The organism is Paenibacillus sp. P32E, from assembly GCF_001909085.1.
GTDB lineage: Bacteria > Bacillota > Bacilli > Paenibacillales > Paenibacillaceae > Paenibacillus_AQ > Paenibacillus_AQ helianthi.
Genome location: NZ_LVYY01000001.1, coordinates 56,578 through 81,592 on the forward strand (window position 1 = coordinate 56,578; position 25,015 = coordinate 81,592).

Below are 25,015 nucleotides of genomic sequence, written 5' to 3' on the forward strand. Positions count from 1 at the left end.
ATTTTACACCTTAAAGATCACCTGAGTAGGTGTGAGAGGTTCTTCAAAAAATAGATAATATGTTTAGATCATAAACAAGTGAGTGAGTAAAAGAAAGGGGGACGGGTGAATGCGCGGTTCGAAGTTGTCCCAATTTGGTCAACAGGCTTTTTTTGTGGGTCCGGCATTATTGTTTTTTACCCTGATTACGATTATTCCATTTCTGATGGGAATGTATTATTCCTTCACGGACTGGAACGGCGTATCCGGAAACGTAAGCTGGGTTGGCATTGATAACTTTAAAGCGATATTTACAAATGATCCGGATTTCTGGTCATCCTTCTGGTTTACCGTAAGATTTACTGTGCTGGGAGTTGTTTTGACCAATGTAGTGGGCTTTTTCCTGGCCTATCTGCTGACTAAACCATTAAAAACACGCAATATGCTCCGTACCATTTTCTTCATGCCGAATGTGATCGGGGGATTGTTGCTCGGGTTTATATGGCAATTTATCTTTATCAAGGGTTTCGCCACGATGGGCGATGTCACCGGCTGGTCCTTCTTTAACCTTCCATGGCTCGGTGATGCAACCACGGGCTTCTGGGCGATTGTCTTAGTGTTTATCTGGCAGTCTTCCGGTTATCTGATGGTAATCTACATCGCTTCACTCAGTAATGTATCCAAAGAAGTGCTGGAAGCGGCTGAGATTGACGGCGCCTCCCGGATGCAGGTGCTTCGCAACATTATCGTACCGTTGATTATGCCTGCGGTTACCATCGGCTTGTTCCTGGCCATTTCCTGGTCCTTCAAAATGTTCGACCTGAACTTGTCGCTGACCAAAGGCGGACCGTTCAAATCGACCGAGTCTGTGGCCATGAACATCTACAATGAAGCCTTCCTTAACAACCGTTACGGTCTGGGTACGGCCAAAGCGCTGCTCTTCTTCCTGATTGTAGCGATTATCACTGTCATTCAGGTTCGTGTGACGAAGAGCAAGGAGGTAGAAGCTTAATGAATGCAAAGTCCAAAAGCAGATGGAATATCGGAATTGAAGTAATCATGATTCTTTTGGCGCTTCTATTCCTCTCTCCGTTCTATTTCTTGCTGGCGAACTCGGTGAAATCCTTCGGGGAGATTCTGAGCGATGCTGCAAGCTGGCCGCAGCACTTCATGTGGTCGAACTACTCAAGCGCATGGAAGTTGGCCCGCTTCTCTGAAGCCTTCCGCAACTCGCTGATTGTCACCATCATCAGTGTGGTTCTGATCTCTTTGTTCAGTGCAATGGCTGCTTACCGTATGGTTCGCGCCAATAACCGGTTTAACCGGGTATTGCTGCTGCTGTTCGTAGCGGCGATGGTCGTTCCGTTCCAGACCATTATGATTCCGATCCTAAAGGTCGTTAATGTATTAGGAGTGAATAACTCCTTTCTGGGCCTCATTATTTCCAACCTGGGCCTCAGTATTCCGATGGCGATCTTCCTGTTCCACGGATTCATCAAGTCCGTACCTCTTGAAATTGAAGAGGCGGCAACGGTCGACGGCTGTAATCCGATCTCGGCATTCTTCCGGATTGTGCTTCCTCTGCTGAAGCCGATGCTGATGACCATTATCGTGCTGAATGCTCTGGGAATCTGGAATGACTATCTGCTTCCGTCGCTGATTCTTCAGGCACCTGAACTGCGGACCATTCCGCTGGCTACCTTCTCGTTCTTCGGGCAATACACGAAGCAATGGGATATGGCGCTCCCGGCACTGACAATCGGGGTTGCTCCAATTGTGATCTTCTATCTGTTCATGCAGCGGTACATTGTTGAGGGAATAGCGGCCGGCTCGGTGAAAGGTTAACACCGGGCCCCCGTTCCACATAGGAATCAGTTAAATTATACGAGGGGGAAATAAAATGATTAAGAAACGTTCTGCACTGTTGATGTCATCTGTAATGCTAATGACAGTAGTGCTCGCGGCTTGTGGCGGGAATTCAAATAATGCCGCATCCAATACTGCATCTAATGGAAGCGCTGGCAACAAATCCGGCGAAGTGAAAACGGTTAAAATTTTTCAGTTCAAGACTGAAATCGTGGAAGGCCTGAACGAGCTGAAGGTTGAATTCGAGAAAGAACATCCTAACATCAAGCTGGACATCCAAACGGTCGGCGGCGGTGCAGACTATGCGGCAGCCCTGAAGACTAAATTTGCTTCCGGCGATGCTCCTGATATTTTCTCGAACGGCGGTTACGCTGAAATGGCACTGTGGGCTGACAAATTGGAAGATCTGTCCGATCAGCCTTGGGTGAAGGATCTGATTCCTTTGGCTGCAGAGCCAATGACCAAAGACGGCAAAACCTATGGTATGCCAATGAACCTTGAAGGTATCGGTTATGTATACAATAAAGACCTGTTTGCAAAAGCGGGCATCACTGAAACTCCAAAGACCATTTCTGAGTTGGAACAAGACGCTAAGAAGCTGCAGGCGATCAATGTTATTCCTTTCGGCAACGCCTATCAGGAATGGTGGCTGCTGGGTATCCAGGGGATTAGCGTAGCTTTTGCACAGCAGAATAATGTGGATGATTTCATCAAGGGCCTGAATGCCGGAACTTCCACAATCGTGGGCAACGAGAAATTCAAGGATTGGAGCAACCTGCTTAACCTGACTGTAAAATACGGACAAAAAAATCCGTTGACAACAGATGCTAATACTCACCTGGCTATGTTCGCCAATGGCGAAACAGCTATGATGCAGGAAGGCAACTGGGCACAGACTCTGGTGGACAACATCACGCCTAACATGAACATCGGTATGTTCCCTATGCCAATCAACGACGATGCTGCGATGAACGATAAGTTGTCTGTAGGCGTACCGTCCAACTTGGTTGTAAACAAGGATTCCGGATCGAAGGAAGAAGCTAAAACCTTCCTGAACTGGCTCGTAACTTCTGACATGGGTAAAGAATATATTACAAAAAAATGGAAGTTCATCCCTGCTCTGTCCACCATTCCAGCAACACCTGAAGATATCGGTCTGCTTGGTTCTGATGTATGGAAATATGTTAAAGAAGGTAAAGTATACGGTTTGCAGGCTTCAAAATTCCCTGATGGTGTAACTCAAGAATTCGCCAGCGTCATCCAAGAGCTGATCGCCGGTAAAACCGACGAAGCCGGCTGGGAAAAAGGCATGCAGGCTGCTTGGGACAAGCTGAAGAAATAAGCGGATCAAGTAAACAGAGAGTCCGGACACGGACCAAATAAGCAGTTGGATAAAGTGGATTTGCGAAAGGCGCTCCGTCTATCTCATCATTGATGTGAGGCGGGGCGTCTTTATTTGATTTAAAATAAGAGGATGAAAGGGAGTGGAGGAATGGCCGGGGAAGGCTATACAAACGTTCAAGTCGGTGTTGATTATTATCCGGAGCATTGGGATGAATCCATGTGGGAGCCGGATGTGAAGTTAATGAAGGAGAGCGGCGTCAGACTGGTGCGGGTGGCAGAGTTTGCCTGGAGCCGTCTGGAGCCGAGCGAAGGGGATTTCGAGTTCGGCTGGCTGGATAGGGCGATAGACCTGTTTCATAAATATGGCCTCCAGGTTGTGATCGGGACGCCTACAGCAACACCGCCGCGCTGGGTGACGCGGACTTACCCGGATGTGCTGCCGGTCTTTGCGGACGGGCGGATTTATCACGAAGGCGTGCGCGGGCACCGCTGCTACAACAGTGTCTCCCTGCGCAAATTCGGAAGCCGCATTATTGAACGCCTGGCTGGACACTACAGCAGTCATCCGGCCGTGATCGGCTGGCAGACCGATAATGAATTCAGCATGCTGGACTGCTGCTGCGACCGCTGCAATAAGGACTTCCGGGACTGGGTGCGGGCAAAATACGGCACGCTCCAGCATCTGAACCAGGAATGGGGAACCGTGGTCTGGAGCGGGGAATACAGCGACTGGTTTGAGGTTACAGTGCCTTACGGTGGCTCACCGCACCAGAATCCTTCACTTCTGCTGGACTATCAGCGGTTCCAGTGGGAATCATGCATTGCCTTCCAGCGTTCCCAGGTAGAAATTCTGCGCCGGGTCTGCCCGGAGCATTTCATTACGCATAATTTCCACAGCTATCCGCAGCGGCTCAACATGCATGGGTTGGCTGAGGATCTCGACGTGGCCGCCTTCGATTATTATCCGAACCCGTCACCGCAGAAGCAGGCGACTGCGCCTTATAGCGGCGCGCTTTCCCTGGATCTGACCCGGGGCATCAAACGCCGGAATTTCTGGATCATGGAGCAGCTTAGCGGCCCTCCGGGGTGCTGGTTCCCGATGTGGCGGACGCCGTACCCGGGACTCATCCGGGCTTATGCCTGGCAGGCAATTGCGCGCGGAGCCGACACGGTTGTGCATTTCCGCTGGCGCAGTGCGGCTGCCGGAGCGGAGCAATTCTGGCATGGGCTGATCGACCACAGCAATGTGCCCGGGCGGAGGTTCGCCGAATTCGCACAGCTGTGCGGGGAGGTGAACGGTTTGGCGTCGCTGCTGGAGGGGACTGAGGTCGTCAGCAGGGCTGCCATCCTGTATTCGCATGAGCAGCAGGCGGCGTTGCGCATCCAGCCTCAGGCCGAAGGAATGGATTATTATGAGAACATCAAGCTGTACCACCGTGCGCTGACCAGGCTTGGCATCAGCTGTGATGTTATCGACTGGCGTCAGCCGCTTGAGGGGTACAGGCTGGTGATTGCCCCCAGTCTGTACCTGCACGACGAAGAAGCTTCGCAGTCACTGGAGGCCTGTGCCGAAGCCGGGGGAACGGTGATTCTCACGAACCGCAGCGGCGTGAAGAATATGAACAACATCTGCGTGATGCAGCCGCTGCCGGGATTCTTCTCGCGTGCGGCGGGCGTTTCGGTGGAGGAATACGACCCGGTCGGAAGCGAAAATCATTTGCTTGTCGATCGTGAGAGTGTGCTGTATGAATGCAGTCAGTGGTGCGACATTCTGCGGCCGGAGGGGGCTGAGCCCATCGCTTGGTATGGAGACGATTTCTTCGCCGGAGCTCCTGCGGTTACTGTGAACCGCTTCGGATCGGGCAGGGTGTATTATATCGGGACTCATGCCGGTGAGGACTACTGGCTGAAGCTTCTCCATGATATCGCCCTGGATGCAGAGCTGGTCCTGTTTCCGGGATTGCCGGACGGTGTGCAGGCATTTACGCGTACCGGAGAGGCAGGAGACCTGCTGTTCCTGCTGAATCTCACCCGTACGGCACAGACCGTGGGACTGGACAAGCATTACCGCAGCGCTCTTACCGGTGCCAGGCTGAGTGGACCGGTTGAGCTTGGGCCGTACGCCGTAGAGATTCTGATGACAGAAAGCTGATCTAATTCGGGCACCCGGACGCAGGCCGCGGGATGGCGCCTTTTGTCCATCATGCGGGAGACCCAAGGGAGCAGCAGCGCTTTCGGCTTACTCTTCAGACTAGCAGTCTGACCGTGGTCAGCGGCATAAAATCAGGAAATCCAAACATTCCCCGTAGTTCCGACCATAACCCCACATGATAATCTAAAAGTTTAACTGATGTTTGTGTGCAAGGCTATTGCCGGGGGGCTGGATCACGAACGGACATTAGTACAGCCGCCGGAATTGATCCGGCGTCGTTCCGGACTGCTTGCGGAAGGTGGCCACGAAGTGGCTGACGTCGCGGAAGCCGACCCGCTTCGAGATGGCTTTTACCGTGAGATCCGGCTGGCTGACCAGCAGTTCCTTGCTCTTGCGGATACGCAGGCGGACGAAGTAGGCATAGGGGGAGAGACCGAAGGTTTGCAGGAACAGGCTGTTGAGATAGCGGCCCGACACCCCCGACTGCAAGGCCAGATCGTGGAGACCAATATCGGGCTCGCCATAATGGCTGTCCATCCATTTCAGCAAAGGCTGCACCTTGTCCACATTGCGGGATATGGCGGTATTGTTATGCAGTTGCCCGTATTTGCTTAGCGTAAGAAGGAAACGGTAGGCATCAGAGGAGGCACCCAGGCTGAACATATCCTCTGCGGCATCATAACGGTCGAGCATTTCCTCCAGCATCAGGGGGAGCGGAGCCTCACTCTCCCAGCGGTAAAAAGAGTTGGCGTTCATCCCCAGCGAATCGAGAATATTCCGGGCGGAGCTTCCCCCGAAGGTTAGATAATAGGTGCACCAAGGTTCAGCGGAGAGCGCTTGATAACGGTGCGGGGTACCCGGCAGCAGCAGCACGCCGCTGCCTTCGGCGAGCGTAAGCTTTTTATTCTCGAAATGAATCAGTCCTTCGCCCTGCGAAGTCTGAAGCCAATGATAGGCGTGATAGCCTTCCGGCCGGGATACCTTCTCCTGGTCCGGGTTATAACCCATACTGTCCAGAGTAATAGGCAGATGATAGCCTCCCTCCTGGCCAAACACAATTCTGCGGGGTGCTGCCACAAGCACAATGATCCACTCCTGTAGGTTCCATATTATTATATGACACAGCGGTAATTTTATATTTAAAGGGAAACGGCAAACGTTTACAATAAGAATATACTTATACTATAAAGGATGTGCAATAAGTGATCAACGATAAATTGGCGAAGATTTGGTACGGCGGAGATTACAATCCCGAGCAGTGGGACGCGCCTGTATGGGCAGAGGATGAACGGATGTTCAAGCTGGCGGGCATTGATGTCGCCACGATCAATGTATTTTCCTGGGCGCTCATTCAGCCGTCGGAGGATACCTATGATTTTTCCGGACTTGATGAATTGATGGACCGTTTATATAAGAATGGAACCTATGTCTGTCTGGCGACGAGCACCGGTGCTCATCCGGCCTGGATGGCTCACCGCTATCCTGAAGTGACCCGGGTGGATGTTCAGGGCAGAAAACGCAAATTCGGCGGACGCCACAACTCCAATCCGAATAGTCCGGTCTACCGTAAATTCGCGGCCAAACTTGCGGGCAAGCTGGCTGAACGCTACAAGGATCATCCGGGTCTGGTCGCCTGGCATATCTCCAATGAATATGGCGGCTACGATTACTCTGAGCAATCCGAAGCCGCTTTCAGAGTCTGGCTGAAGAACCGTTATGGCTCGCTGGATGCTCTCAATAAAGCCTGGAATACCCGTTTCTGGGGACATACCTTCTATGACTGGGAAGAAATTGTTGTGCCAAGTGAGCTGAGTGAGGAATGGAATGGCAACCGGACCAACTTCCAGGGGATATCGCTCGATTACCGCAGATTTATGTCCTACAGTCTGCTGGAATGCTACAAGCTGGAATATGACGCGATCAAGGAGCACAGCACCAATGTTCCGGTCACCACGAACCTGATGGGCTTCTATCCGGAGCTGGATTATTTCGAGTGGGCCAAGCACATGGATGTCATCTCTTGGGACAACTACCCGTCGCTGGATACGCCGGTGAGCCATACGGCTATGACACATGATCTGATGCGCGGCCTGAAGCATGGTCAGCCGTTCATGCTGATGGAGCAGACGCCAAGCCAGCAGAACTGGCAGCCGTATAACTCGCTGAAGCGTCCGGGCGTGATGCGTCTGTGGAGCTATCAGGCAGTAGCACGCGGTGCAGATACTGTGCTGTTCTTCCAGCTCCGCCGTTCCATTGGGGCCTGCGAGAAGTATCATGGTGCAGTCATTGAGCATGTGGGACATGAGCATACCCGGGTATTCCGTGAATGTGCTGAGCTCGGCAAAGAGCTGGAGCTGCTGGGCGACCAGCTTCTGGATGCGCGCAGCGCAGCACAGATAGGCATTATCTACGACTGGGAGAACCGCTGGGCGCTGGATCTGTCGAGCGGACCTTCCGTAGCCCTGGATTATGTGAACGAAGTGCATAAATATTATGATGCCCTGTATCAGCAGAATATCGAAGCCGATATGATCGGTGTTGAAGAGGATCTCTCCAAGTACAAAATTGTCATTGCACCGGTACTGTACATGATTAAGCCGGGGTTTGCTGAAAAGGTAGAAGCCTTCGTGAAGGCAGGCGGCACATTCGTTACGACTTATTTCAGCGGAATCGTAAATGAGAATGATCTGGTTACCGTAGGCGGCTACCCTGGAGAACTTCGCAGCGTACTCGGCATCTGGGCTGAGGAGATCGATGCGCTGCTGCCGGGAATGAGCAATGAAATCGTGATGAGCAAAGAGTGGGGAGCGCTGAACCGCACCTATCCATGCGATTTACTGTGCGATCTGATTCACGCTGAAGGCGCAGAAGTGCTCGCGGAGTATGGCACTGACTTTTACAAAGGCATGCCGGCCCTGACCGTGAACCGCTTTGGCGAAGGCAAGGCCTATTATGTGGCAACCAGTCCGGATGCGGCTTTCCTGCAAGGGTTCTTGTCGAACCTCTGTACTGAACAAGAGATCCGGCCGCTGGTCAGTGCACCGGAAGGCATCGAATCCGTACAACGCGTTAAGGACGGTGTGTCTTATCTGTTCCTGCTGAACCATAAGGAAGGCGAACTCAGTGCCGATATCGGTTCCGTACATCGCACCGATCTGCTGACAGGCAAGACCTTCAGCGGCACGGCCGTTGTTCCGGGGCGTGGCGTGCTGATTCTGTCAGACAAATAATCTAAAAGGACGGTTTCCCGGGCTTCAGGCCTGGAGAATCGTCCTTTTTTCTACGCCCAAAATGGTATAATGCAGAAATAGAGCGAGATATGAAGATTAACGGTTCAGGAGAGAGGCAGCATATGACAACCTTACTGGTAACAGGCTACCGCGCGCATGAGCTCGGGATTTTTGACAGCAAACATCAGGGGATTCCGTATATCAAAAAAGCGCTGAAAAACAGACTAATCCCTCTGATCGAGGAAGGGGTGGAATGGATCATTACCCCCGGGCAATACGGGGTGGATCTGTGGGCCTGTGAAGTGGTGCTGGAGCTGAAGCAGCAGTATCCGGGACTGAAGCTGGGCATTATCACAGCACATGCCGCTCCGGAAGAAAAGTGGAAAGAGGAGAAGCAGGAAGAATACCGCCGGATTATTGCCGGGGCTGATTATTACGGGGCCGTCAGCAATGCTCCATACGACGGAAGCTGGCAGTTCCGGGCCAGAGATGACCTGCTGCTGCGCAAAAGCGACGGGATTCTGCTGTTCTATGATGAAGACGCGGCCGAGGGAAGTCCCAAATTCTTGAAAGAGCGGGTCCAGAAGCTGCAGGAGGAGGGAAACTATAGCCTCTATCTGATGCATGCCGAGGAAATCCAGAATATTGCGGATGAGGAGAGCCAGCGCGGCTATGAATAAGGAGGACAGACAAATGAGTTCTGTTAATGGCGGAGCGGATCGCAGAGCGCGATCCGTACATTCTCACGGGAATCCGCAGCTATGAGCTGCGCACCTGGGGGCTATCCCATGCAGGTAACCGGCATATGGGCATCGCGGAGGAATAGCACAAGCGGCTCTTTCACAGAAACGATACCGTCCTTCAGAAGGACGGTATCGTTTCTGTTTATATGAAGCTTTGCAGGGAAGGCGCTTTGCGGACCTTGTAATTCTGCTCGTAGGCATATGCCAGCCGGATCAGTACCGGCTCCTGGTAAGCCTGCGCTGAGAAGGTGACCCCAAAGGGAGCACCGGCAGAAGTGTAGCCGGAAGGCACAACGATGGAAGGATAACCTGCCCTGGAGGTGATCCTTGCACCGAAATCCGCCGGGAACAGAAGCGCGTCAAGCTGATGCTCCTTCATCGTGGCGTCAATGCCAAGCTCCTTGCAGAGCCGGAGATCCGTTGCCCGGTCGCGCAGATATTGCGGCTCAGTGAACGTGCCGGAGGAGGTGTACTCAGCATCCAGCAGGGTGGCTTGACCGTATTTCAAGGTCTCCATAGGATGTGCATGATTGAAGTCGATAATATCCTTCAGCGTGCGCATTCTGGCTCCCGGGCCGAGAGCGGCCAGATACGCATTCAGCGAGGTTTTGAATTCGTTCAGCACGACGGAGGAATAACTGATCTCGCGAGCGGTCCGGATCTCTGCCGGATCAATGATGGTGGCGCCAAGCTCGCGCATCCGGTCCACCGAGGCGTTGAACAGTGCCAGCTGCTCATCGGTCAACTCCTCAAAATAATAATCCCGCGGAATTCCAATCCGTGCGCCCTGCAGCCCATTCGGGTCGAGGAAGACGGTATAATCCTCATGCAGACGGCCTGCACTTGTCCCCATGGCGGCATCTCTGTCATCCTTACCCAGCATTGCGTTCAGCAGCAGTACCGCATCGCGGACCGTGCGTGCCATGGGTCCGGCAGTATCCTGTGTATTCGAGAGCGGCAGGATGCCGGAACGGCTGATCATCCCCACCGTCGGTTTGATACCGATGATGGAGCCGAGATTGCCGGGATTCAGAATGGAGCCGGAGGTTTCCGTACCCACGGACACTGTGCAGAAATTACAGGCCACTGCTACCGCAGAGCCGGCGCTGGAGCCGCCCGTCGGCGTGGATATATTGTAGGGATTCAGCACTTGTCCGCCGCGTGAGCTGTACCCGGACGGCATGCCGTTCGTCATGAAATTGGCGAACTCAGTCATATTGGCTTTGCCTATAATGACGGCCCCAGCTTCGCGCAGCTTGGTGACAATATAAGCATCTTCCCCGGCAAAAGAATCCGCCAAAGCCAGCGAGCCTGCACTGGTGTGCATTTTATCGCCGGTGTTGATATTGTCCTTCACTAAGACAGGTATACCATGCAGCGGCCCCCGGGGGCCTTGCAGCGAGCGTTCCACATCCAGAGATTCGGCAATGAACAGGGCATCAGGATTGATCTCCAGAATGGAGTTGACCGTCAGCCCGCTTTTGTCATGCTCGGCGATACGTTCAAAATACATGAGGACTAATTGTCTGGACGTCATTTCTCCGGTTTCAAGCGCAGCCTGAATCTCCGGAATGGTAGCCTCTACGATTTCAAAACTCATGCGGTTCACGCTTCTTTCCCTGTGGAATATGGCCTTTTTGTCTATAGGGTCTTCAGGCTCTTCCCGAATCCTAGACCTGCACTTGGGTAAATCCTTCTTCCGCCAGATATTCCTCAGCTTCTTCAAGCGTCTCGAAAGCCATCTCCAGCTGAAGTCCGGCGTAGAGATACCACAGGTCATCCTCCGGCTTCAGGGTAAGCGTATGTCCTTCATCATTCGTCCACAGTGTCTGTGCTCCGTCAGCCTGCTTTTTCTTTCTCTTGCCAGGTGCTGGTGCCTCCGGGATATACATAGACAGTGAGGTGATGGACGCCTCCAGCAGGCTGCGCAGTTCGGGCTCCCCGTAGTCACGTATGTTCACCATGCCTTTATCATCGGTCTCATAGCCGCGCAGCAGTCCTGCATACACAAACCCGTTGCCATTCGGATGCAGATGGAAGGCTACCGTTTTTTTCTCATGGCGGCTTTCCTCATAGTGGTAGTTCACCCGGCCCAGCGATACATTTCTCCGCTCCAGCTGGGGGTAGGAATCAAGAATAGCCAATTTCTGTTCAAAAGTAAGCATATGCAGCCTCCGGTTTACGGTTTCAAATTCAGTCGCCCTGATTATACCATGCCGTTCCCTTCAAGGACTATAATCCGGATCGTACTCTCAAGGGTCTACCGGCATAGAGGCAGGGTGATTACAAAAGCGCAGCCCTGCTCCGGCCTGTCGCCGAGCCGCAGGCTTCCGCCCATGGCTTTGGCAAGCAGCCGGCTGAAGGTAAGTCCGAGTCCAAGGCCCCGGAGTGTGCTTTGTTTGTCACTGCTGCGGAAGAAGGGTTCGAAGATCCGCTCGCTGTTCTCTTCAGAAATGCCCGGCCCATTATCGGTGACGGTAATCACGGCATATCCCTCCGGATTCGCCTCAAGGCGGAGGGTCAGCTGAAGGGTATGCCCCGTCGCCTTGGCCTGTACGCTATTGTTGAGCAGATTGACGAGAATCTGCTGGATGCGCAGCGGATCACCCCGGAGGAATAGGGGCTGCTCCGGCAGCTGCAGCACCGGTTCACATACCTCCTCGCTCTGGGTCAGCTTCCACTGATAGACGACCTCCTCCAGCAGCGGAACGGCATCCAGCCTGTCATGACGGATGGCGACAATACCTGCAGCCAGGGCGTTGTAATCCAGCAGATCCGCGACCATCCGCTGCAGCCGTCCGGCCTCCAGCAGAGCGATGTCGAGGAATTCACTGGCTTCTTCGCCTTCCACAATGCCCTCACGCACCGCATGCACCAGCCCCTTGATGGAGGTGACAGGGGTTTTAAGTTCATGGGAGACCCCGGCCAGCATCACCGCCCGGGACTGCTCGAACTGCTGAAGCTTGCCCGCCATCTCCTGGAAGGAGAGCAGCAGCTCGTGAATTTCCCGCTCCTTGGCCTCCGTCTTCAAGATGATGTTGTATTCACCGCCGCTGATCTGCGAAGCAGCGGCGGCAACCCGCTGAATCGGCTTGGCCAGCTTAATGGACAAGAGATAAATAGTCAGCCAGCTTAAGAGGATCAGGAAGAAGATGAGAATCGAGAAGAAGGTGATCTCCTCCCGCGGAATGAACCGCAGGGATCGTTTGGACTGCAGGACCACGACCTGCCCGAGCGTTTCGCCGTTCCCTTGAATCCGGGCACCGGCCGACTTGAACTCCGGGCTGCGCGCCGCGCTCAGGCTGTCGTTGAGCTCGTAGCGCATCTCCTGGTCAGTCATCGCCGGCTGGGAGAACAGCAGTTCACCTTCCGGTCCCATAATAATGACGCACATTTCCTGCGTCAGTTTGAAGAACCGCTTGCGGTCCTCGATCAGCTGATTCAGAGCCGGGGAAATATTCAGATTGCCGTCCGCATTGACGCTGCGGTCGGCAATCTCCTGCGCGAGCAGACCGGTGGTTTGCATCCGGTTGTTCATCGCCTCCTGCTGAATCCACCAAAAGGTCACCAGTGCGGTGAGCAGGAGACCTGTGCCGATAATCAGCAGGTAGCGGACCGTCCAGTAGGAGAGGATGGAGGTGTGGGTGCTGCGCGGCTTCTTCAACTTCAGGTGGTCCATAATTGATACCCCGTTCCTCTAAGCGTGCGGATTTCGCCTTCTCCGGCAGGCCAGTGCGACAGGGCCTGGCGCAGCCTTTTGATCGACAGGTCCACAGCCCTGTCACTTCCCTCATAATCCATCTCCCACACATGCTCCAGCAGCTGATCCCGCGTACAGATCTGATTCGGGCGCTCCGCAAGGAAGAGCAGCACGGACATATCACGCGGGCTCAAGGAAACCTCGGCTCCGTTCAGGAACACTGAACGTGCGCCAAAATCAATAAACAGGCCGCCATAATGGCGTTTGCGGCTGCCGTCGGACCACTGGGAGGGGCGCCGCAGCACCGCATTTACACGAGCCACCACTTCTTCAGGAATGAAGGGCTTGGACATGTAATCGTCGGCCCCTCCGTCCAGTCCGGCCAGCCGGTCGTGAATAGAGTCTCTGGCTGTCAGCATAATCACAGGACAGCTGCTTTTCTCACGGATCAGACCCAGCAGCTCAAAGCCATCCATATTCGGCAAATGGATATCGAGCAGAATCAGGGAAGGCGGAGCCACCTCGAAGGCCTCCAGCGCAGTGCGTCCGTCGGCGGCGCGGGTGATCTGGAAGCCCGCTTTTTTGAGATAAGCGCTGAGCACGCGGGCAATGGCCTCCTCATCTTCAACAATCAGAATCGATTTCATCATCTATAGACAGTCTCCTTACAGCAACTTAGATTCTTAAGTTCACTCTATATAGTTAAAATTACGACAATTTTACCACAATACAGATGGGGGTGCTTTGACTTATTCCCGACATATTGCTCTGCTAGAATGGGAAACAAGCCATACTGGAAAATACAGAACCATTTGGATGGAGGAAACAGGATGAAGAAAAAAACAATCGCCATCATCGCTGCTGGAGTCGTTATTGTAGGAGCCATCACCGCATTTACCTTTTTGAATAACAGCTTGGGCAATAATGTTGAAATCGAGTCCGTGATTCCGACACAGGCGCAAGGTGCAGCAAATGGTACGAACACAGCGAATGCGGCAGCATCGCCCGCAGGAGCAGCCGTTACAGCAGAGCAATTAAATGGTGCCTGGAACATCGCCGACACTTCGAAAGTATACTGGTCGGTAACGACCTCCAAGGAAACTGTCAATTTCGTGGACCCGTCAGTTAAGGGAACCTGGAACGTGAATCTGGGCGATGCGGGGGCGATGACCGGAGAAGGCACCGTGGAGATGAGTGCACTGGATTCCGGCAACGGCCAGAGAGACGAGCATGTAAAGGGAGCAGACTTCCTTTCTGTAACAGAATTTCCGCAGTCCACCTTTGTCGTAAAGTCTTTCTCGAAGCTGCCGGCGGAATGGACGGAAGGCACGGCGGTACCCGTCCAGCTGCAGGGCACGATGACCGTAAAAGGCATTACAAAGGATGTCACCTTCGACAGTCAGGCCGTATATAGCGGCGGACAGCTTATGCTCTCGGGTACAACCACCGTAACCTTTGAAGATTTCGGCATGGCCAACCCACACTCGATTGTGTTAGACACCGAAAATAATCTCGAGGTCCGCCTGGAGCTTGTACTCTCGAAATAACAGGAACACTTCAATAAAATAAGCTTAAGACTCTTCCCGGCAGCCGCTTCTTTGGGGTTCCCCGGGAGGAGTTTTTTGTTTTTACTGGATATCCCAGCTGCACCGGGGTATATTTTTACCTATAGCCTGAAGGAGGGAAGCTCCATGATTGAAGTGGCGGCAGCGATTATACATAATGCAGAAGGGCAAATCCTGATCGCACGGCGGCGGGAGGGCAAATCGCAGGCCGGATTATGGGAATTCCCGGGCGGCAAGCTGGAGGACGGCGAAGAGGTGCCGGACTGTCTGCGCAGAGAGCTGATGGAGGAGATGAGCATCGTAATTCTTCCCTACGCGGCTTTTGGAGTGAATGAGCATGACTATGGCGGATTCAAGATCAGGCTGATTGCCTGGGAGGCTGAATTTCTGGAAGGCCAAATCAGACTGAGTGACCATGATGCTTTCCGGTGGGTGGCCGCGAATGAGCTGGACGCGTTTGCTTTTGCTCCGGCGGATATCCCTTTTGTGCACAGGCTGCTTGATCCATTACAGTAAACCGGATAACAGACGATAGAATTTATATAGGAAGGGGCTGTTTCATCTGCCTGAGTACCATAAGCTTGTGCGTGACGGCATACCGGAGCTGATTGCTGCCGGGGGGCATGTGTGCATCACAAGAACACTGGAGCATGAAGAGTACATAGACCAGCTGCGTGCGAAATTGCGTGAGGAAGCGGAGGAGTATTTCCGTGAAGACAACGACAGGCTGGCACTTGAAGAACTGGCGGATCTGCTTGAGGTCATTCGGGCGCTGGCAGCCATACACGGGGGGAGCCCTGAGGTTCTGGAGCAGGTCCGTGCAGAGAAGGCGGAACGCCGGGGCGGATTCCAGGAGCGTATTTTTCTGTTACGGGTAGAGGATGGCAGCTAGCTGCGCACCGGATGGTTCTCGTTCAAGCCATAGGAGGTTGACAATTCATGTTCAAAAGCAGACTGACCATGCTCTTATGCAGTGCTGCCGCCATTGTACCGATTGTGCTGTATTTCTATCTCTACCCGCGGATGCCCGATTTTGTTCCGATTCACTACAACGGGGCCACGGCTGACCGGTTTGTGAATAAATGGAGTGTGGATGTGGCTCTGCTCTGTCTGCTCAGCTGGTTCGGCTTCGGTTTTATGCGGCTGCTTCAATTCTTATTGCGGAAAATATTCCTGAACAGCTATATCCATAATGTGGCGTTCATTCACCGGATCTGGAATGCGGCCACATTACTTGTCACGGCCGGGTTCGCCGCGATTAGCGTCTGTGCCCTGCTCGCTATGATCTAGCGGTATGCTCTTCCCCCAAAATTTTATTAACAATCCGCTATTGTAGCTATAATAAGGATTAAAGAACTTAACCCTTTCGGCTAAACTAAATTGATTATGGGAGAGCAGAATGAACAAGAGGCAGACAGAGATTATTCGGAATTTGTTAACTGAGCCAGGCCGCTTATGGCTGGTTCAGGATTTGGCGGATCAGGCCGGCTGCTCGGACAAAACCATCCGAAGTGATCTGAAGGTCATTCAAAAATATATGAACAAGCATTCCACAGCACAACTTGTGAAAAAACCGGGGCTTGGGATTTATCTGGAGCTGGGTGAAGGTGACCAGTCTGCTCTGCTTCAGCTGCTGTATTCAGAGGAGTATGATACCGAGCATGATTCGGATGAAGAAAGAGTGCTGCATATCGCTTACCGGCTTCTGATGAACGCCAGTCCAGTGACCACACAAGATCTTGCTGCTCAGTATTACGTGAACAAAACGTTAATCCGCAGAGATCTGGAGAAGATTGAGCACTGGCTGCATCACCTTGATCTAGCGTTAATTATCCGGCCCCGCATAGGGCTTATGATTAAAGGCACCGAAAAAAATAAACGTCTGGCCCTTGCCAGGCTGAACCAGCTGATTGACAGCCCTGAACTTACGGGACAATGGATGCGCAAGCAGTTTGAATCGCATGAAATTGCGGCTGTAAATCATGAATTGAAAATCTTTCAGGAACAGCACCGGCTCTTTTTTACGGATGAAACCTTCGAAGGGCTGATGCTGCATATTCTGCTGATGGTCAAACGGACAAAGCTAAACCAGCCCATTTCGCTCTTGGAACAGGATATTGCCTTTCTGCAGGAAAAAGAAGAATACACTTGGGCTGCAGCGTTTTTGCAGCAACTGCATAAGCTGTTTTCAGTCTCATTCTCACGCGAGGAAACAGCTTACCTGACCCTGCATTTGCTTGGCGGAAAGTTTCGCTATGGGCAGGAGGAGACAGAGGGGAGACGGACTCTGCTAGCGGACAGCCACCCGCTCCTGCCGGAATTGATCAGGCAACTGGTCAAGCGGATGTCGGAACTGAATATGATAGAATTCTCCAGTGATCAGGTGCTCCTGAATGGACTTAAGGTTCATTTGTTCACTACCCTTAACCGTCTCCAGTATGGCCTGAAGGTATCCAATCCCATGCTGGCTGATATCAAAAAGATGTATCCCTACATGTTTGACCGCGTTATAGAGGCCATGGAAGCAGCAGGCAAAGCAATAAGGCAAACGTTTCCAGAAGAGGAGGCCGCCTATGTCACTCTGCATTTTCAAGCTTCTGTTGAACGGCTGCAGCAGAGTGAGAGGCAACCGCAAAAGGCTATTATTGTGTGTCACATGGGCATTGGAATGTCTCAATTGCTCCGTACAAAAGTGGAACGCAAATTCCCGTCTGTGCATGTAGGAGCAACTTTATCCAAAGCAGAGGTCAGAGGTTATCTCGCCCTGCATGACGTGGATTTGGTTATATCAACTGTGGCTCTTCCTGAGGACATCAAGCATGTAATCGTCTCTCCGCTTCTGGAAAGCAGGGATGAGCGCTTGCTGGAACAGTCCATTCGGCGGTTGGATGAGCCGGACCATGCGGTGGAGGAATCTGTCTTTTTAAAGTATACCACCCCGTTTCTGGTCTATCCCCAGCAGGAGGCGCAGCATCCGGAACAGTTAATTGCCAAACTGGCAGGAATTCTTGAACAGAAGGGATATGCGGAAAAGGGCTATGCGGAAAGTGTGCTGGCCAGGGAAAAGCTATCTAATACCACCATTGGTGGAGGGGTGGCTATCCCACACGGGAGCTCAGAGTATATCAGCGAGTCTTCTATTGTTATTGCTACGCTGAAGCACCCGCTGTCATGGGGGGCCGAAACCGTGCATCTGGTGTTCCTGCTGGCGGTCAAGCATGATGAACGGGAAGAAATGCGGCTGCTGTTCAGAGAATTGTCCCGAATCAGCGAGCAGCCTGCACTGGTCAGCGCGTTGGCCAAAGAAACGGATGCGATGGTCCTGCTCCGAAAGCTGGGCAGATAAATTGCAAATTGAATAATACTTAGGTACAGGGGTGTCTCAAAAAGCCAGGAAGTGGCTGCTTGGGACATCCCACTTTTTTGGAGCGGGCTGGACCTGGGCACTTGCGTGGGATGGTAACGCCTTTGGCGGTATTAATCCGTTTTTCCGGAAGTTCCGGTAAAAAGTTTGTCCGATATCCGGGAATAAGGTGGATATAATTAAAAATGTAAGCGCTGATAAAAGTGGAAAGGGATGATAGAAATGAAAATATTAGCGATAACCTCGTGTCCTAACGGCATTGCGCATACCTATATGGCAGCTGAGAATCTGCAGAAGGCAGGCAAGAAATTAGGCATTGAAATTAAGGTTGAAACACAGGGCTCCATCGGCGTGGAAAATGCGTTGACCGAGGAGGAAATTCGTGAAGCTGACGGAATAATCATTGCAGCGGACAAAACGGTAGTAAAAGACCGTTTTGTCGGAAAAAAGCTGCTAGTTGTCGGGGTGCAGGATGGTATCCGTCGTCCGGAAGAGCTGATTCAGCGGGTCATGAAAGGCGAAGTGCCTGTGTACCAAGCGCAGTCTCGTTCTTCCGACAGCCGTTCGGGTGAAAAAGCACCGAAACAAAATCCGATTTACCGTCATTTGATGAATGGCGTCTCCTATATGGTACCCTTTATCGTCATCGGAGGGCTGCTTATTGCCATCGCATTGACGATTGGCGGTGTGAAGACACCGGGCGGTCTAGTGATACCGGAAGGCTCCATCTGGAAGAACATTCAGGATATCGGGTCTGCTGCATTTACTTTCATGGTGCCGATTCTGGCGGGATTTATCGCAATGAGCATTGCAGATCGGCCAGGGCTGGCTCCGGGGATCGTCGGCGGATTTATCGCCGCAAACGGAAGCTTATATGGCAGTGAAGCGGGAGCGGGATTTATCGGCGGGATTATTGCCGGCTTCCTGGCGGGTTATGTAGCACTCGGCATCCGCAAAATCAAAGTTGGCCGGGCGTTGCAGCCGATTATGCCCATTATCATCATCCCCGTGCTCTCATCCCTGATTGTAGGGTTGATCTTTATCTTTGTCATCGGATCTCCCATTGCCCATTTGTTTGAAGTACTAACCGGCTGGCTTGCCGGCATGCAGGGAACAAGCTCAATCCTGCTGGCTTTGATCCTGGGAGCGATGATCTCCTTCGATATGGGCGGTCCGGTTAATAAGGTAGCTTTTCTGTTCGGATCGGCCATGATTGGTGAAGGGAATTATGAAATTATGGGGCCTATCGCCGTAGCCATTTGTATTCCGCCTATCGGGATGGGACTGGCTGCAATGATCAACAAACGCAAATTTGCATCTGCCGAGCGTGAAGCCGGCAAAGCGACATTTACCATGGGGTTGTTTGGTATTACTGAGGGGGCAATTCCATTTGCGGCCCAGGACCCGCTGCGCGTGATTCCAAGCATCATGGCCGGATCAATGGTTGGATCGGTAATTGCGATGCTGGGAAATGTGGGGGACAGAGTAGCCCATGGCGGACCGGTTGTAGCTGTGCTGGGGGCCGTTGACCATGTTGTTATGTTTTTCATTGCTGTTATCGTTGGATCTGCCGTAACAGTGGTCATGGTGAGTCTGCTGAAGCGGGACGTTGCTATTGTGGCGGACAGTACAGCAGTAGAGGCTGTTGCCCCGGAAAGCTTGGGAAATGATCCCCAGGTCAAGCCTGCCAAAACCCCTATAGCTGCTGACGTGGAAACAACTCAGGGCCGTCTTGAGAAACTGACGGATATTTTAACACCGGAGCTAATTGAGCTGAATGTAGCGGGGACCACAAAGGAAGCTGTTATTGATGAAATGATTGCAATCCTGGAAAGAAACGGGGCCATAAGCTCTGCAAGTGATTTTAAAGAAGGGATATTGGCCCGTGAGGACGAAAGCTCTACAGGCATTGGCATGAATATTGCTATTCCTCACAGTAAATCAGATGCGGTCCTGAAGCCAAGCGTGGTTTTTGGCATTAAGCAGGGTGGAGTGGATTGGAACAGTGTGGATGGCAATCACGCGAAGCTGGTATTTATGATTGCCGTACCGCGCAGCAGCAAGGGAAATGCCCATTTGAAGGTGCTGCAAATGTTGTCCCGTAAGCTAATGGATGATGATTTCAGAGAAGCGCTTCTTGCGGTTACGACGAAGGAAGAGGCTTATCAGTTACTTGGGCAGGTGCACTAATTTATCCGGTAGAAGAGTAGAGCCCTACTATGCTTTGCTGGTTAAACAGAACTTATACAGGCTGGCGATCCCTTATCCAGGGGACACCAGCCTGTTTGTCTGCAGCTCTCGCCGAGCCTGTACTCACAAGGGATAGTTTGATAGAATCAAAAGTACTATATGGACAAAACAAGGAGGATTCATCAATGACAATCGATAACGCTTACAAGGTGAAATGGGGAATTCTCAGCACTGGCTGGATCGCACACCAGTTCGCAACCGATCTGGCTCATGCATCGAACGGGATTGCCTATGCTGTAGGTTCACGCAATCAGGAAAGCGCCGATGAATTTGCCAAGAATCACGGTATTCCTGTAGCCCATGCCACGTATGAAGATTTAGTCAATGATCCCGAGGTAGATGCGGTTTATATCGGGACACCACATCCTTTTCATAAAGACAACGCGCTGCTTGCGCTGCGTGCCGGCAAGGCGGTGCTCTGCGAGAAGCCGTTCACGGTGAACAGCGGCGAGCTTGAGGAGATCGTGGCCTATGCCCGCGAACATAAGCTGTTTCTGATGGAAGCCATGTGGAGCCGGTATATTCCAGCCAACGTTAAGGTCAGAGAATGGGTCGCCGCAGAGCGGATTGGAGACGTACGGATGGTAAAGGCGGACCTCGGCTTCCGCACCGAATGGAACCCGGAGAGCCGTCTGCTGAACCCGGCACTGGGCGGCGGGGCGCTGCTGGACGTTGGCATTTACCCGATTTCCTTTGCCTCCATGATCTTTGGGCCTCACCCCGAAAAGGTAGCCAGCACTGTACATATGGGTGAAACGGGGGTAGATGAGCATTTCTCGCTGCTGCTGTCCTATGGCGATGGCAAATCGGCCTCCCTGAACGGCGGGGTACGCCTGAATATGCTGCAGGAGGCTTATGTGTTCGGAACAGAAGGCTATATTGTGGTTAAAGGCTCTTTTGTAAACCCGAGATCAGCCGAGCTGTATGTCGGCAGCGAGCTTGTGGAGACCTTTGAGGATGACCGGGGGTCCATCGGGTATGCCTTCGAAGCCGAGGAAGTGGGACGCTGCCTGCAGGCGGGACTAACGGAGAGCCCGGTGCTGACGCTGGATGAATCAGTAGCGATTCTGAAGCTGCTGGATCAGGTGCGCGCAGAGTGGGGGCTTGTCTATCCCGGTGAATAAACCCCGGATAGATACGTGGACATGATGATTACCTGTTCAGCAACCGAATCCCGTTAATGCTTAGAAGAGGAATGCAGGAGGTGTAACATGGCACTGGATATGGATCGTTATCAAGGCTGCCTGCAAGGGCTGGCAGCGGGTGATGCGCTGGGAACCACCGTAGAATTCAAGGCTCCGGGGACCTTTGCGCCGCTGGAGGATATTGTTGGCGGAGGGGTGTTCAGTCTGCAGCCGGGGCAGTGGACAGATGATACTTCGATGGCGCTGTGCCTGGCGGACAGCCTGCTTGCGTCCCGGGGATTTGATCCCGCCGACCAGCTGCGGCGGTATGTCCGGTGGTTCCGCGAAGGCTACCTGAGCAGCACGGGAGAGTGCTTCGACATCGGGAACGCCACGCGCTCAGCGCTGATGCATTTCGAGGCCAGCGGCGAAGCCTGGAGCGGGTCGGAGGATCCGCATGCTGCCGGGAATGGCTCGATTATGCGCCTGGCCCCGGTGGTCCTCTATTATGCTGAGGACCCGGCTGCCGCCATAGAGTACGCTGCGCTCAGCTCGCGGACGACCCATGCTGCTGCAGAATGTGTGGATGCCTGCCGCCTGATGGCGGCCTACATCCTGGCCGGACTGCAGGGGTGGAGCAAGCAGGAGATGCTGGCTCCGGGCGCCTTCGGCGGCTGGCTGCACGAGGGGATGTTGTCCGGCAGCATTCTGGACATTAAGCACGGTTCCTACCAACGCAAGGCTCCGCCGGAGATTAAGGGCTCCGGTTACGTGGTGCAATCGCTGGAAGCAGCCCTTTGGGCGTTCCACCAGTCGGCCAGCTTTGAGGAGGGCGCGCTGCTGGCGGTTAATCTGGGCGATGATGCTGATACTACCGGCGCCGTCTACGGCCAGATTGCCGGAGCATATTACGGCCTCGGCGGCATCCCTGCGCGGTGGTCTGACATGCTTACCCTACGTGGGCTGATCAGTGATTACGCCGGACGCTTGTTTACGGAGCGGGCGGGAAGCGGACAATAACGCGCGGGCAGGCGATCAGGGTTGGGGAAAAGGACACTTTAAAAAAGAATCCAATAAGCCTAATTTAAAGGGACAAATCGCTGTTCCTTTTTTTTTATGGATAATAAAGGAGGAATGACATTAGTAGGGGTATCAAATTCAAGAAGGTGAAGACGCTAGTCTCGGGTGAAATTAGCGGCCAGATTTTTTTTTGAGCCACGACAATTGAGGGGTAAGCTTGCCTACCTCGGCGATGAGTTCTTCGATCTGCTGTTCGTATTCTTTTTTCATTGTGGTGATGCCCTTTCGGTCATCCACAAACAATTGTGAAAGGTTCTGAGTGGCTTCATTTTTCCAGCGATTCAGAACACTCGTATGAATTCCTGCTTCGGAAGCGAACTGTGATATGGACTTTTCTTCTCTTAGCATCTCCAGCACGATCCGTGCTTTTTCTTACGGTGTAAACGTTCTTCTCGATGTCAGACAACTAAGGACCTCTTTTTTGCTGTCTAGTTTCTATGTAGCATTATATTTTGTGTTCTGTATAGCGTTTGTTCATTTACAGGATTATTCGAGAATCAATCGTATCATACACAATTCGAGGGACTTCGACAACAAACACAGGGTAATATGTATATAGTTGGAAGAGATTATAGTTAAAAACAATATAGTTAAAAATTATAATTTTTTCACGGCTTAAGGCTTTAGTTACCTGATGGGAGGTAGACGAAGAGGGATGAATTGGTACGCGTTGTACGTGCAAGCAGGACAAGAAGATTTAGTTCAGAAGATGATCCACAAGTTTTTCGATAAGACGGTGGTGCATGCGGTTGTCCCCAAGCGGAAGTTAAAGCAACGTAAACAAGGAAAGACCTATGAGGTTTGCCAAACAATGTTTCCTGGATATGTATTAGTGCATACGCTGATGACTGTGCAAACGTATTATGATCTAAAACGAGTCCCCAGATTCTATCGTCTTCTCAACCAATTCGACAACTGTAAGGCTAAGGCTACTGCGAACCAGTCGATCAACAGTCTGGAAGATGCTCTTGAAGTCTATTCATTCTCTAAGATTGATGAAGAGGAAATTGCTTTGATTCTGGAGCTGGCAGGAACTGATGATATCATCGATTATTCCACTTTGTATGTGGAGAACAAGAAAGTAATTGTATGTGATGGCCCGTTAAAGGGAAAAGAAGCAATAATTAGAAAGATTGACAAACATAAAAAACGTGCGCGAATATCTCTGGAATTTATGGGAAGCGAGAAGTGGCTGGATGTAGGCATTGAAATGCTGGATATTGTCGAATAGTGAGAAAGCGGACAGGAGGATCGGCAACGGCATTAATATACATAAGTGTGCCGATTCTCTTGTCCGATCAGATTCAGCAGCACATTATGCGTTAGCGGATGCGATTTGGGCGCTTGTAAGCAGGGCTTCCACTGCAGCTTGCAGAGCTTCAACTTTGTCTGTGCGTTCCCACGGCACATCTAGGTCATTTCTGCCGAAATGTCCGTAGGCGGCGGTTCCGCGGTAGATGGGCTTGCGAAGATCGAGCATCTTGATAATGCCGGCTGGTCGAAGATCGAAGAGACCTCTGATTAACTCAACAATCTCACGATCGGCAATGGTTCCAGTGCCGTAGGTATTTACCATGATGGACACAGGTTTGGCCACTCCGATTGCGTAGGCAATCTGAATCTCGCATTTCTCGGCCAAGCCGGCGGCAACGATGTTCTTGGCAACGTATCTTGCGGCATAAGCTCCGGAGCGGTCTACCTTGGTCGGGTCCTTGCCGGAGAAGGCTCCGCCGCCGTGTCTTGCATAGCCGCCGTATGTATCGACAATGATCTTTCGTCCGGTTAAACCGGCGTCCCCCTGCGGCCCCCCGATCACGAATCTGCCGGTCGGGTTAATAAAAATATTAGTGGATTCATCCAGGTATTCAGACGGTATAGCGTGTTCAATAACAAAGCTAATCATATCTTGTCTGATCTGCTCCAATGTAACGTTTGGGTCATGCTGGGTGGAGATAACCACCGTATCAATGCGGATCGGCTTGTCCTTCTCATATTCAACTGTAACCTGAGTCTTCGCATCCGGCCGCAAATAAGAAAGGGTCTTGGCTTTGCGCAATTCGGTTAATCTTCTGGCGAGCTTGTGTGCCAGCATAATGGGCATCGGCATAAGTTCAGGAGTCTCTTTGCAGGCAAAGCCGAACATAAGTCCCTGATCGCCTGCCCCGATCATTTCCAGTTCATCCTCTTCCATTTGTCCTTCCTTAGCTTCCAAGGCAACATCGACACCCATGGCTATGTCTGGGGATTGCTGATTGACGGCTATCAGCACCGCGCTGGTATCGCAGTCGAAGCCGAGTTTTGCCCGCGTGTAGCCAATCTCACGGATGGTGTTGCGAACGATTTGCGGGTAGTCGATCATAGCTGAGGTTGAGATCTCACCGGTCACCAGCATGAGCCCTGTCGAGGTCGCGGTTTCACATGCTACTCTTGCGTTGGGGTCCTGCATCAGAATTGCGTCGAGTATGGCATCAGAGATTTGATCGCACATCTTGTCCGGGTGGCCTTCGGTTACGGACTCGGATGTAAATAAATGACGGTCTTCCACACAAATCATTCCTTTCGACGAGAAAGATTAATATTTAACAATAATCCCTGGAATTGTAACACAAACTCTACGA

At 52.3% G+C, this 25,015-nt stretch carries 22 protein-coding genes; 15 read left to right on the top strand and 7 right to left on the bottom strand.

The window, feature by feature from the left end; translation table 11 throughout:
• The first annotated feature begins 109 nt into the window (after positions 1-109).
• From A3848_RS00220 to A3848_RS00235, 4 genes are all read left to right on the top strand, one after another.
• Positions 110-991 (top strand): carbohydrate ABC transporter permease, encoded by an 882-nt coding sequence (locus A3848_RS00220; protein ID WP_074082835.1) that lies wholly within the window; start codon positions 110-112, stop codon positions 989-991.
• A complete protein-coding gene (locus tag A3848_RS00225) occupies positions 991-1,824 on the top strand; it encodes a carbohydrate ABC transporter permease (protein WP_074082838.1) in 834 nt (277 codons plus the stop codon). The genes A3848_RS00220 and A3848_RS00225 overlap by 1 nt, the downstream gene beginning before the upstream one ends.
• A gap of 55 nt (positions 1,825-1,879) precedes the next feature.
• Positions 1,880-3,187: an ABC transporter substrate-binding protein gene (locus A3848_RS00230; RefSeq protein WP_074082841.1), complete on the top strand. Its 1,308-nt coding sequence runs from the start codon at positions 1,880-1,882 to the stop codon at positions 3,185-3,187.
• 132 nt (positions 3,188-3,319) lie between these two features.
• Entirely contained in the window at positions 3,320-5,341 is a 2,022-nt protein-coding gene (locus A3848_RS00235) for a beta-galactosidase (protein WP_256702105.1), read from the top strand.
• Positions 5,342-5,587: 246 nt separating this feature from the next.
• Here the strand turns inward: A3848_RS00235 and A3848_RS00240 are convergent, their stop codons facing one another.
• Positions 5,588-6,424, bottom strand: coding sequence for an AraC family transcriptional regulator (locus A3848_RS00240; RefSeq protein ID WP_083611823.1), 837 nt, complete (start codon positions 6,422-6,424; stop codon positions 5,588-5,590).
• 119 nt (positions 6,425-6,543) lie between these two features.
• On the opposite strand from A3848_RS00240, the gene A3848_RS00245 reads away from it, so the two are divergent.
• Together A3848_RS00245 and A3848_RS00250 are read left to right on the top strand one after the other, a co-directional pair.
• The gene (locus A3848_RS00245; RefSeq protein WP_074082844.1) at positions 6,544-8,571 is read left to right on the top strand and encodes a beta-galactosidase; all 2,028 of its coding nucleotides are present in this window, start codon (positions 6,544-6,546) and stop codon (positions 8,569-8,571) included.
• Between the two features lie 122 nt (positions 8,572-8,693).
• Entirely contained in the window at positions 8,694-9,251 is a 558-nt protein-coding gene (locus A3848_RS00250) for an SLOG family protein (protein WP_074082846.1), read from the top strand.
• Between the two features lie 205 nt (positions 9,252-9,456).
• On the opposite strand, the gene A3848_RS00255 is transcribed toward A3848_RS00250, so the two are convergent.
• The 4 genes from A3848_RS00255 to A3848_RS00270 all read right to left on the bottom strand — a co-directional run bounded on the left by A3848_RS00255 (position 9,457) and on the right by A3848_RS00270 (position 13,661).
• A complete protein-coding gene (locus A3848_RS00255; protein WP_074082848.1) occupies positions 9,457-10,914 on the bottom strand; it encodes an amidase family protein in 1,458 nt (485 codons plus the stop codon).
• A 70-nt stretch (positions 10,915-10,984) separates the two neighbouring features.
• Entirely contained in the window at positions 10,985-11,479 is a 495-nt protein-coding gene (locus tag A3848_RS00260; RefSeq protein WP_074082850.1) for a hypothetical protein, read from the bottom strand.
• 95 nt (positions 11,480-11,574) lie between these two features.
• The gene (locus A3848_RS00265) at positions 11,575-12,993 is read right to left on the bottom strand and encodes a sensor histidine kinase (RefSeq protein ID WP_074082853.1); all 1,419 of its coding nucleotides are present in this window, start codon (positions 12,991-12,993) and stop codon (positions 11,575-11,577) included.
• Positions 12,981-13,661: a response regulator transcription factor gene (locus A3848_RS00270; RefSeq protein ID WP_074083313.1), complete on the bottom strand. Its 681-nt coding sequence runs from the start codon at positions 13,659-13,661 to the stop codon at positions 12,981-12,983. Before A3848_RS00270 ends, A3848_RS00265 begins: the two co-directional genes overlap by 13 nt.
• 183 nt (positions 13,662-13,844) lie before the next feature.
• Between A3848_RS00270 and A3848_RS00275 the strand changes: the two genes are divergently transcribed.
• The 8 genes from A3848_RS00275 (at position 13,845) to A3848_RS00310 (ending at position 22,337) form a co-directional block, all read left to right on the top strand.
• A complete protein-coding gene (locus A3848_RS00275) occupies positions 13,845-14,561 on the top strand; it encodes a YceI family protein (RefSeq protein ID WP_074082855.1) in 717 nt (238 codons plus the stop codon).
• A gap of 75 nt (positions 14,562-14,636) precedes the next feature.
• Positions 14,637-15,095, top strand: a complete 459-nt coding sequence (locus tag A3848_RS00280; protein ID WP_305953414.1) for a (deoxy)nucleoside triphosphate pyrophosphohydrolase — start codon at positions 14,637-14,639, stop codon at positions 15,093-15,095.
• Positions 15,096-15,141: 46 nt separating this feature from the next.
• On the top strand, positions 15,142-15,471 hold the full coding sequence (locus tag A3848_RS00285) for a nucleoside triphosphate pyrophosphohydrolase (protein ID WP_074082858.1): 330 nt from the start codon (positions 15,142-15,144) through the stop codon (positions 15,469-15,471).
• 47 nt (positions 15,472-15,518) lie between these two features.
• The gene (locus tag A3848_RS00290; protein WP_074082860.1) at positions 15,519-15,869 is read left to right on the top strand and encodes a DUF1648 domain-containing protein; all 351 of its coding nucleotides are present in this window, start codon (positions 15,519-15,521) and stop codon (positions 15,867-15,869) included.
• 109 nt (positions 15,870-15,978) lie between these two features.
• Positions 15,979-17,925, top strand: coding sequence for a BglG family transcription antiterminator (locus A3848_RS00295; RefSeq protein WP_074082862.1), 1,947 nt, complete (start codon positions 15,979-15,981; stop codon positions 17,923-17,925).
• 240 nt (positions 17,926-18,165) lie between these two features.
• Positions 18,166-20,133 (top strand): PTS fructose transporter subunit IIABC, encoded by a 1,968-nt coding sequence (locus A3848_RS00300; RefSeq protein ID WP_074082864.1) that lies wholly within the window; start codon positions 18,166-18,168, stop codon positions 20,131-20,133.
• A 185-nt stretch (positions 20,134-20,318) separates the two neighbouring features.
• Positions 20,319-21,317, top strand: a complete 999-nt coding sequence (locus A3848_RS00305) for a Gfo/Idh/MocA family protein (RefSeq protein WP_074082865.1) — start codon at positions 20,319-20,321, stop codon at positions 21,315-21,317.
• A gap of 87 nt (positions 21,318-21,404) precedes the next feature.
• Positions 21,405-22,337 carry an ADP-ribosylglycohydrolase family protein gene (locus A3848_RS00310; protein ID WP_074082867.1) on the top strand — a complete coding sequence of 311 codons (933 nt, stop codon included), beginning with the start codon at positions 21,405-21,407 and terminating at the stop codon, positions 22,335-22,337.
• Positions 22,338-22,508: 171 nt separating this feature from the next.
• On the opposite strand, the gene A3848_RS00315 is transcribed toward A3848_RS00310, so the two are convergent.
• The gene (locus A3848_RS00315; protein ID WP_083611824.1) at positions 22,509-22,754 is read right to left on the bottom strand and encodes a hypothetical protein; all 246 of its coding nucleotides are present in this window, start codon (positions 22,752-22,754) and stop codon (positions 22,509-22,511) included.
• Positions 22,755-23,052: 298 nt separating this feature from the next.
• On the opposite strand from A3848_RS00315, the gene loaP reads away from it, so the two are divergent.
• Positions 23,053-23,628, top strand: a complete 576-nt coding sequence (loaP, locus tag A3848_RS00320) for an antiterminator LoaP (RefSeq protein WP_074082869.1) — start codon at positions 23,053-23,055, stop codon at positions 23,626-23,628.
• An 84-nt stretch (positions 23,629-23,712) separates the two neighbouring features.
• Here loaP and metK read toward each other — a convergent pair whose 3' ends face one another.
• Positions 23,713-24,951, bottom strand: a complete 1,239-nt coding sequence (gene metK / locus A3848_RS00325) for a methionine adenosyltransferase (RefSeq protein WP_074082871.1) — start codon at positions 24,949-24,951, stop codon at positions 23,713-23,715.
• Positions 24,952-25,015 lie beyond the last annotated feature (64 nt).

Bases quoted from the DNA above. Each gene is read 5' to 3' on its own strand.
- A3848_RS00220 (WP_074082835.1), top strand. From the start codon at position 110: ATGCGCGGTTCGAAGTTGTCCCAATTTGGTCAACAGGCTTTTTTTGTG.
- A3848_RS00225 (WP_074082838.1), top strand. From the start codon at position 991: ATGAATGCAAAGTCCAAAAGCAGATGGAATATCGGAATTGAAGTAATC.
- A3848_RS00230 (WP_074082841.1), top strand. From the start codon at position 1,880: ATGATTAAGAAACGTTCTGCACTGTTGATGTCATCTGTAATGCTAATG.
- A3848_RS00235 (WP_256702105.1), top strand. From the start codon at position 3,320: ATGAAAGGGAGTGGAGGAATGGCCGGGGAAGGCTATACAAACGTTCAA.
- A3848_RS00250 (WP_074082846.1), top strand. From the start codon at position 8,694: ATGACAACCTTACTGGTAACAGGCTACCGCGCGCATGAGCTCGGGATT.
- A3848_RS00255 (WP_074082848.1), bottom strand. From the start codon at position 10,914: ATGAGTTTTGAAATCGTAGAGGCTACCATTCCGGAGATTCAGGCTGCG.
- A3848_RS00260 (WP_074082850.1), bottom strand. From the start codon at position 11,479: ATGCTTACTTTTGAACAGAAATTGGCTATTCTTGATTCCTACCCCCAG.
- A3848_RS00265 (WP_074082853.1), bottom strand. From the start codon at position 12,993: ATGGACCACCTGAAGTTGAAGAAGCCGCGCAGCACCCACACCTCCATC.
- A3848_RS00270 (WP_074083313.1), bottom strand. From the start codon at position 13,661: ATGAAATCGATTCTGATTGTTGAAGATGAGGAGGCCATTGCCCGCGTG.
- A3848_RS00275 (WP_074082855.1), top strand. From the start codon at position 13,845: ATGAAGAAAAAAACAATCGCCATCATCGCTGCTGGAGTCGTTATTGTA.
- A3848_RS00290 (WP_074082860.1), top strand. From the start codon at position 15,519: ATGTTCAAAAGCAGACTGACCATGCTCTTATGCAGTGCTGCCGCCATT.
- A3848_RS00295 (WP_074082862.1), top strand. From the start codon at position 15,979: ATGAACAAGAGGCAGACAGAGATTATTCGGAATTTGTTAACTGAGCCA.
- A3848_RS00300 (WP_074082864.1), top strand. From the start codon at position 18,166: ATGAAAATATTAGCGATAACCTCGTGTCCTAACGGCATTGCGCATACC.
- A3848_RS00305 (WP_074082865.1), top strand. From the start codon at position 20,319: ATGACAATCGATAACGCTTACAAGGTGAAATGGGGAATTCTCAGCACT.
- A3848_RS00310 (WP_074082867.1), top strand. From the start codon at position 21,405: ATGGCACTGGATATGGATCGTTATCAAGGCTGCCTGCAAGGGCTGGCA.
- loaP (WP_074082869.1), top strand. From the start codon at position 23,053: ATGAATTGGTACGCGTTGTACGTGCAAGCAGGACAAGAAGATTTAGTT.
- metK (WP_074082871.1), bottom strand. From the start codon at position 24,951: ATGATTTGTGTGGAAGACCGTCATTTATTTACATCCGAGTCCGTAACC.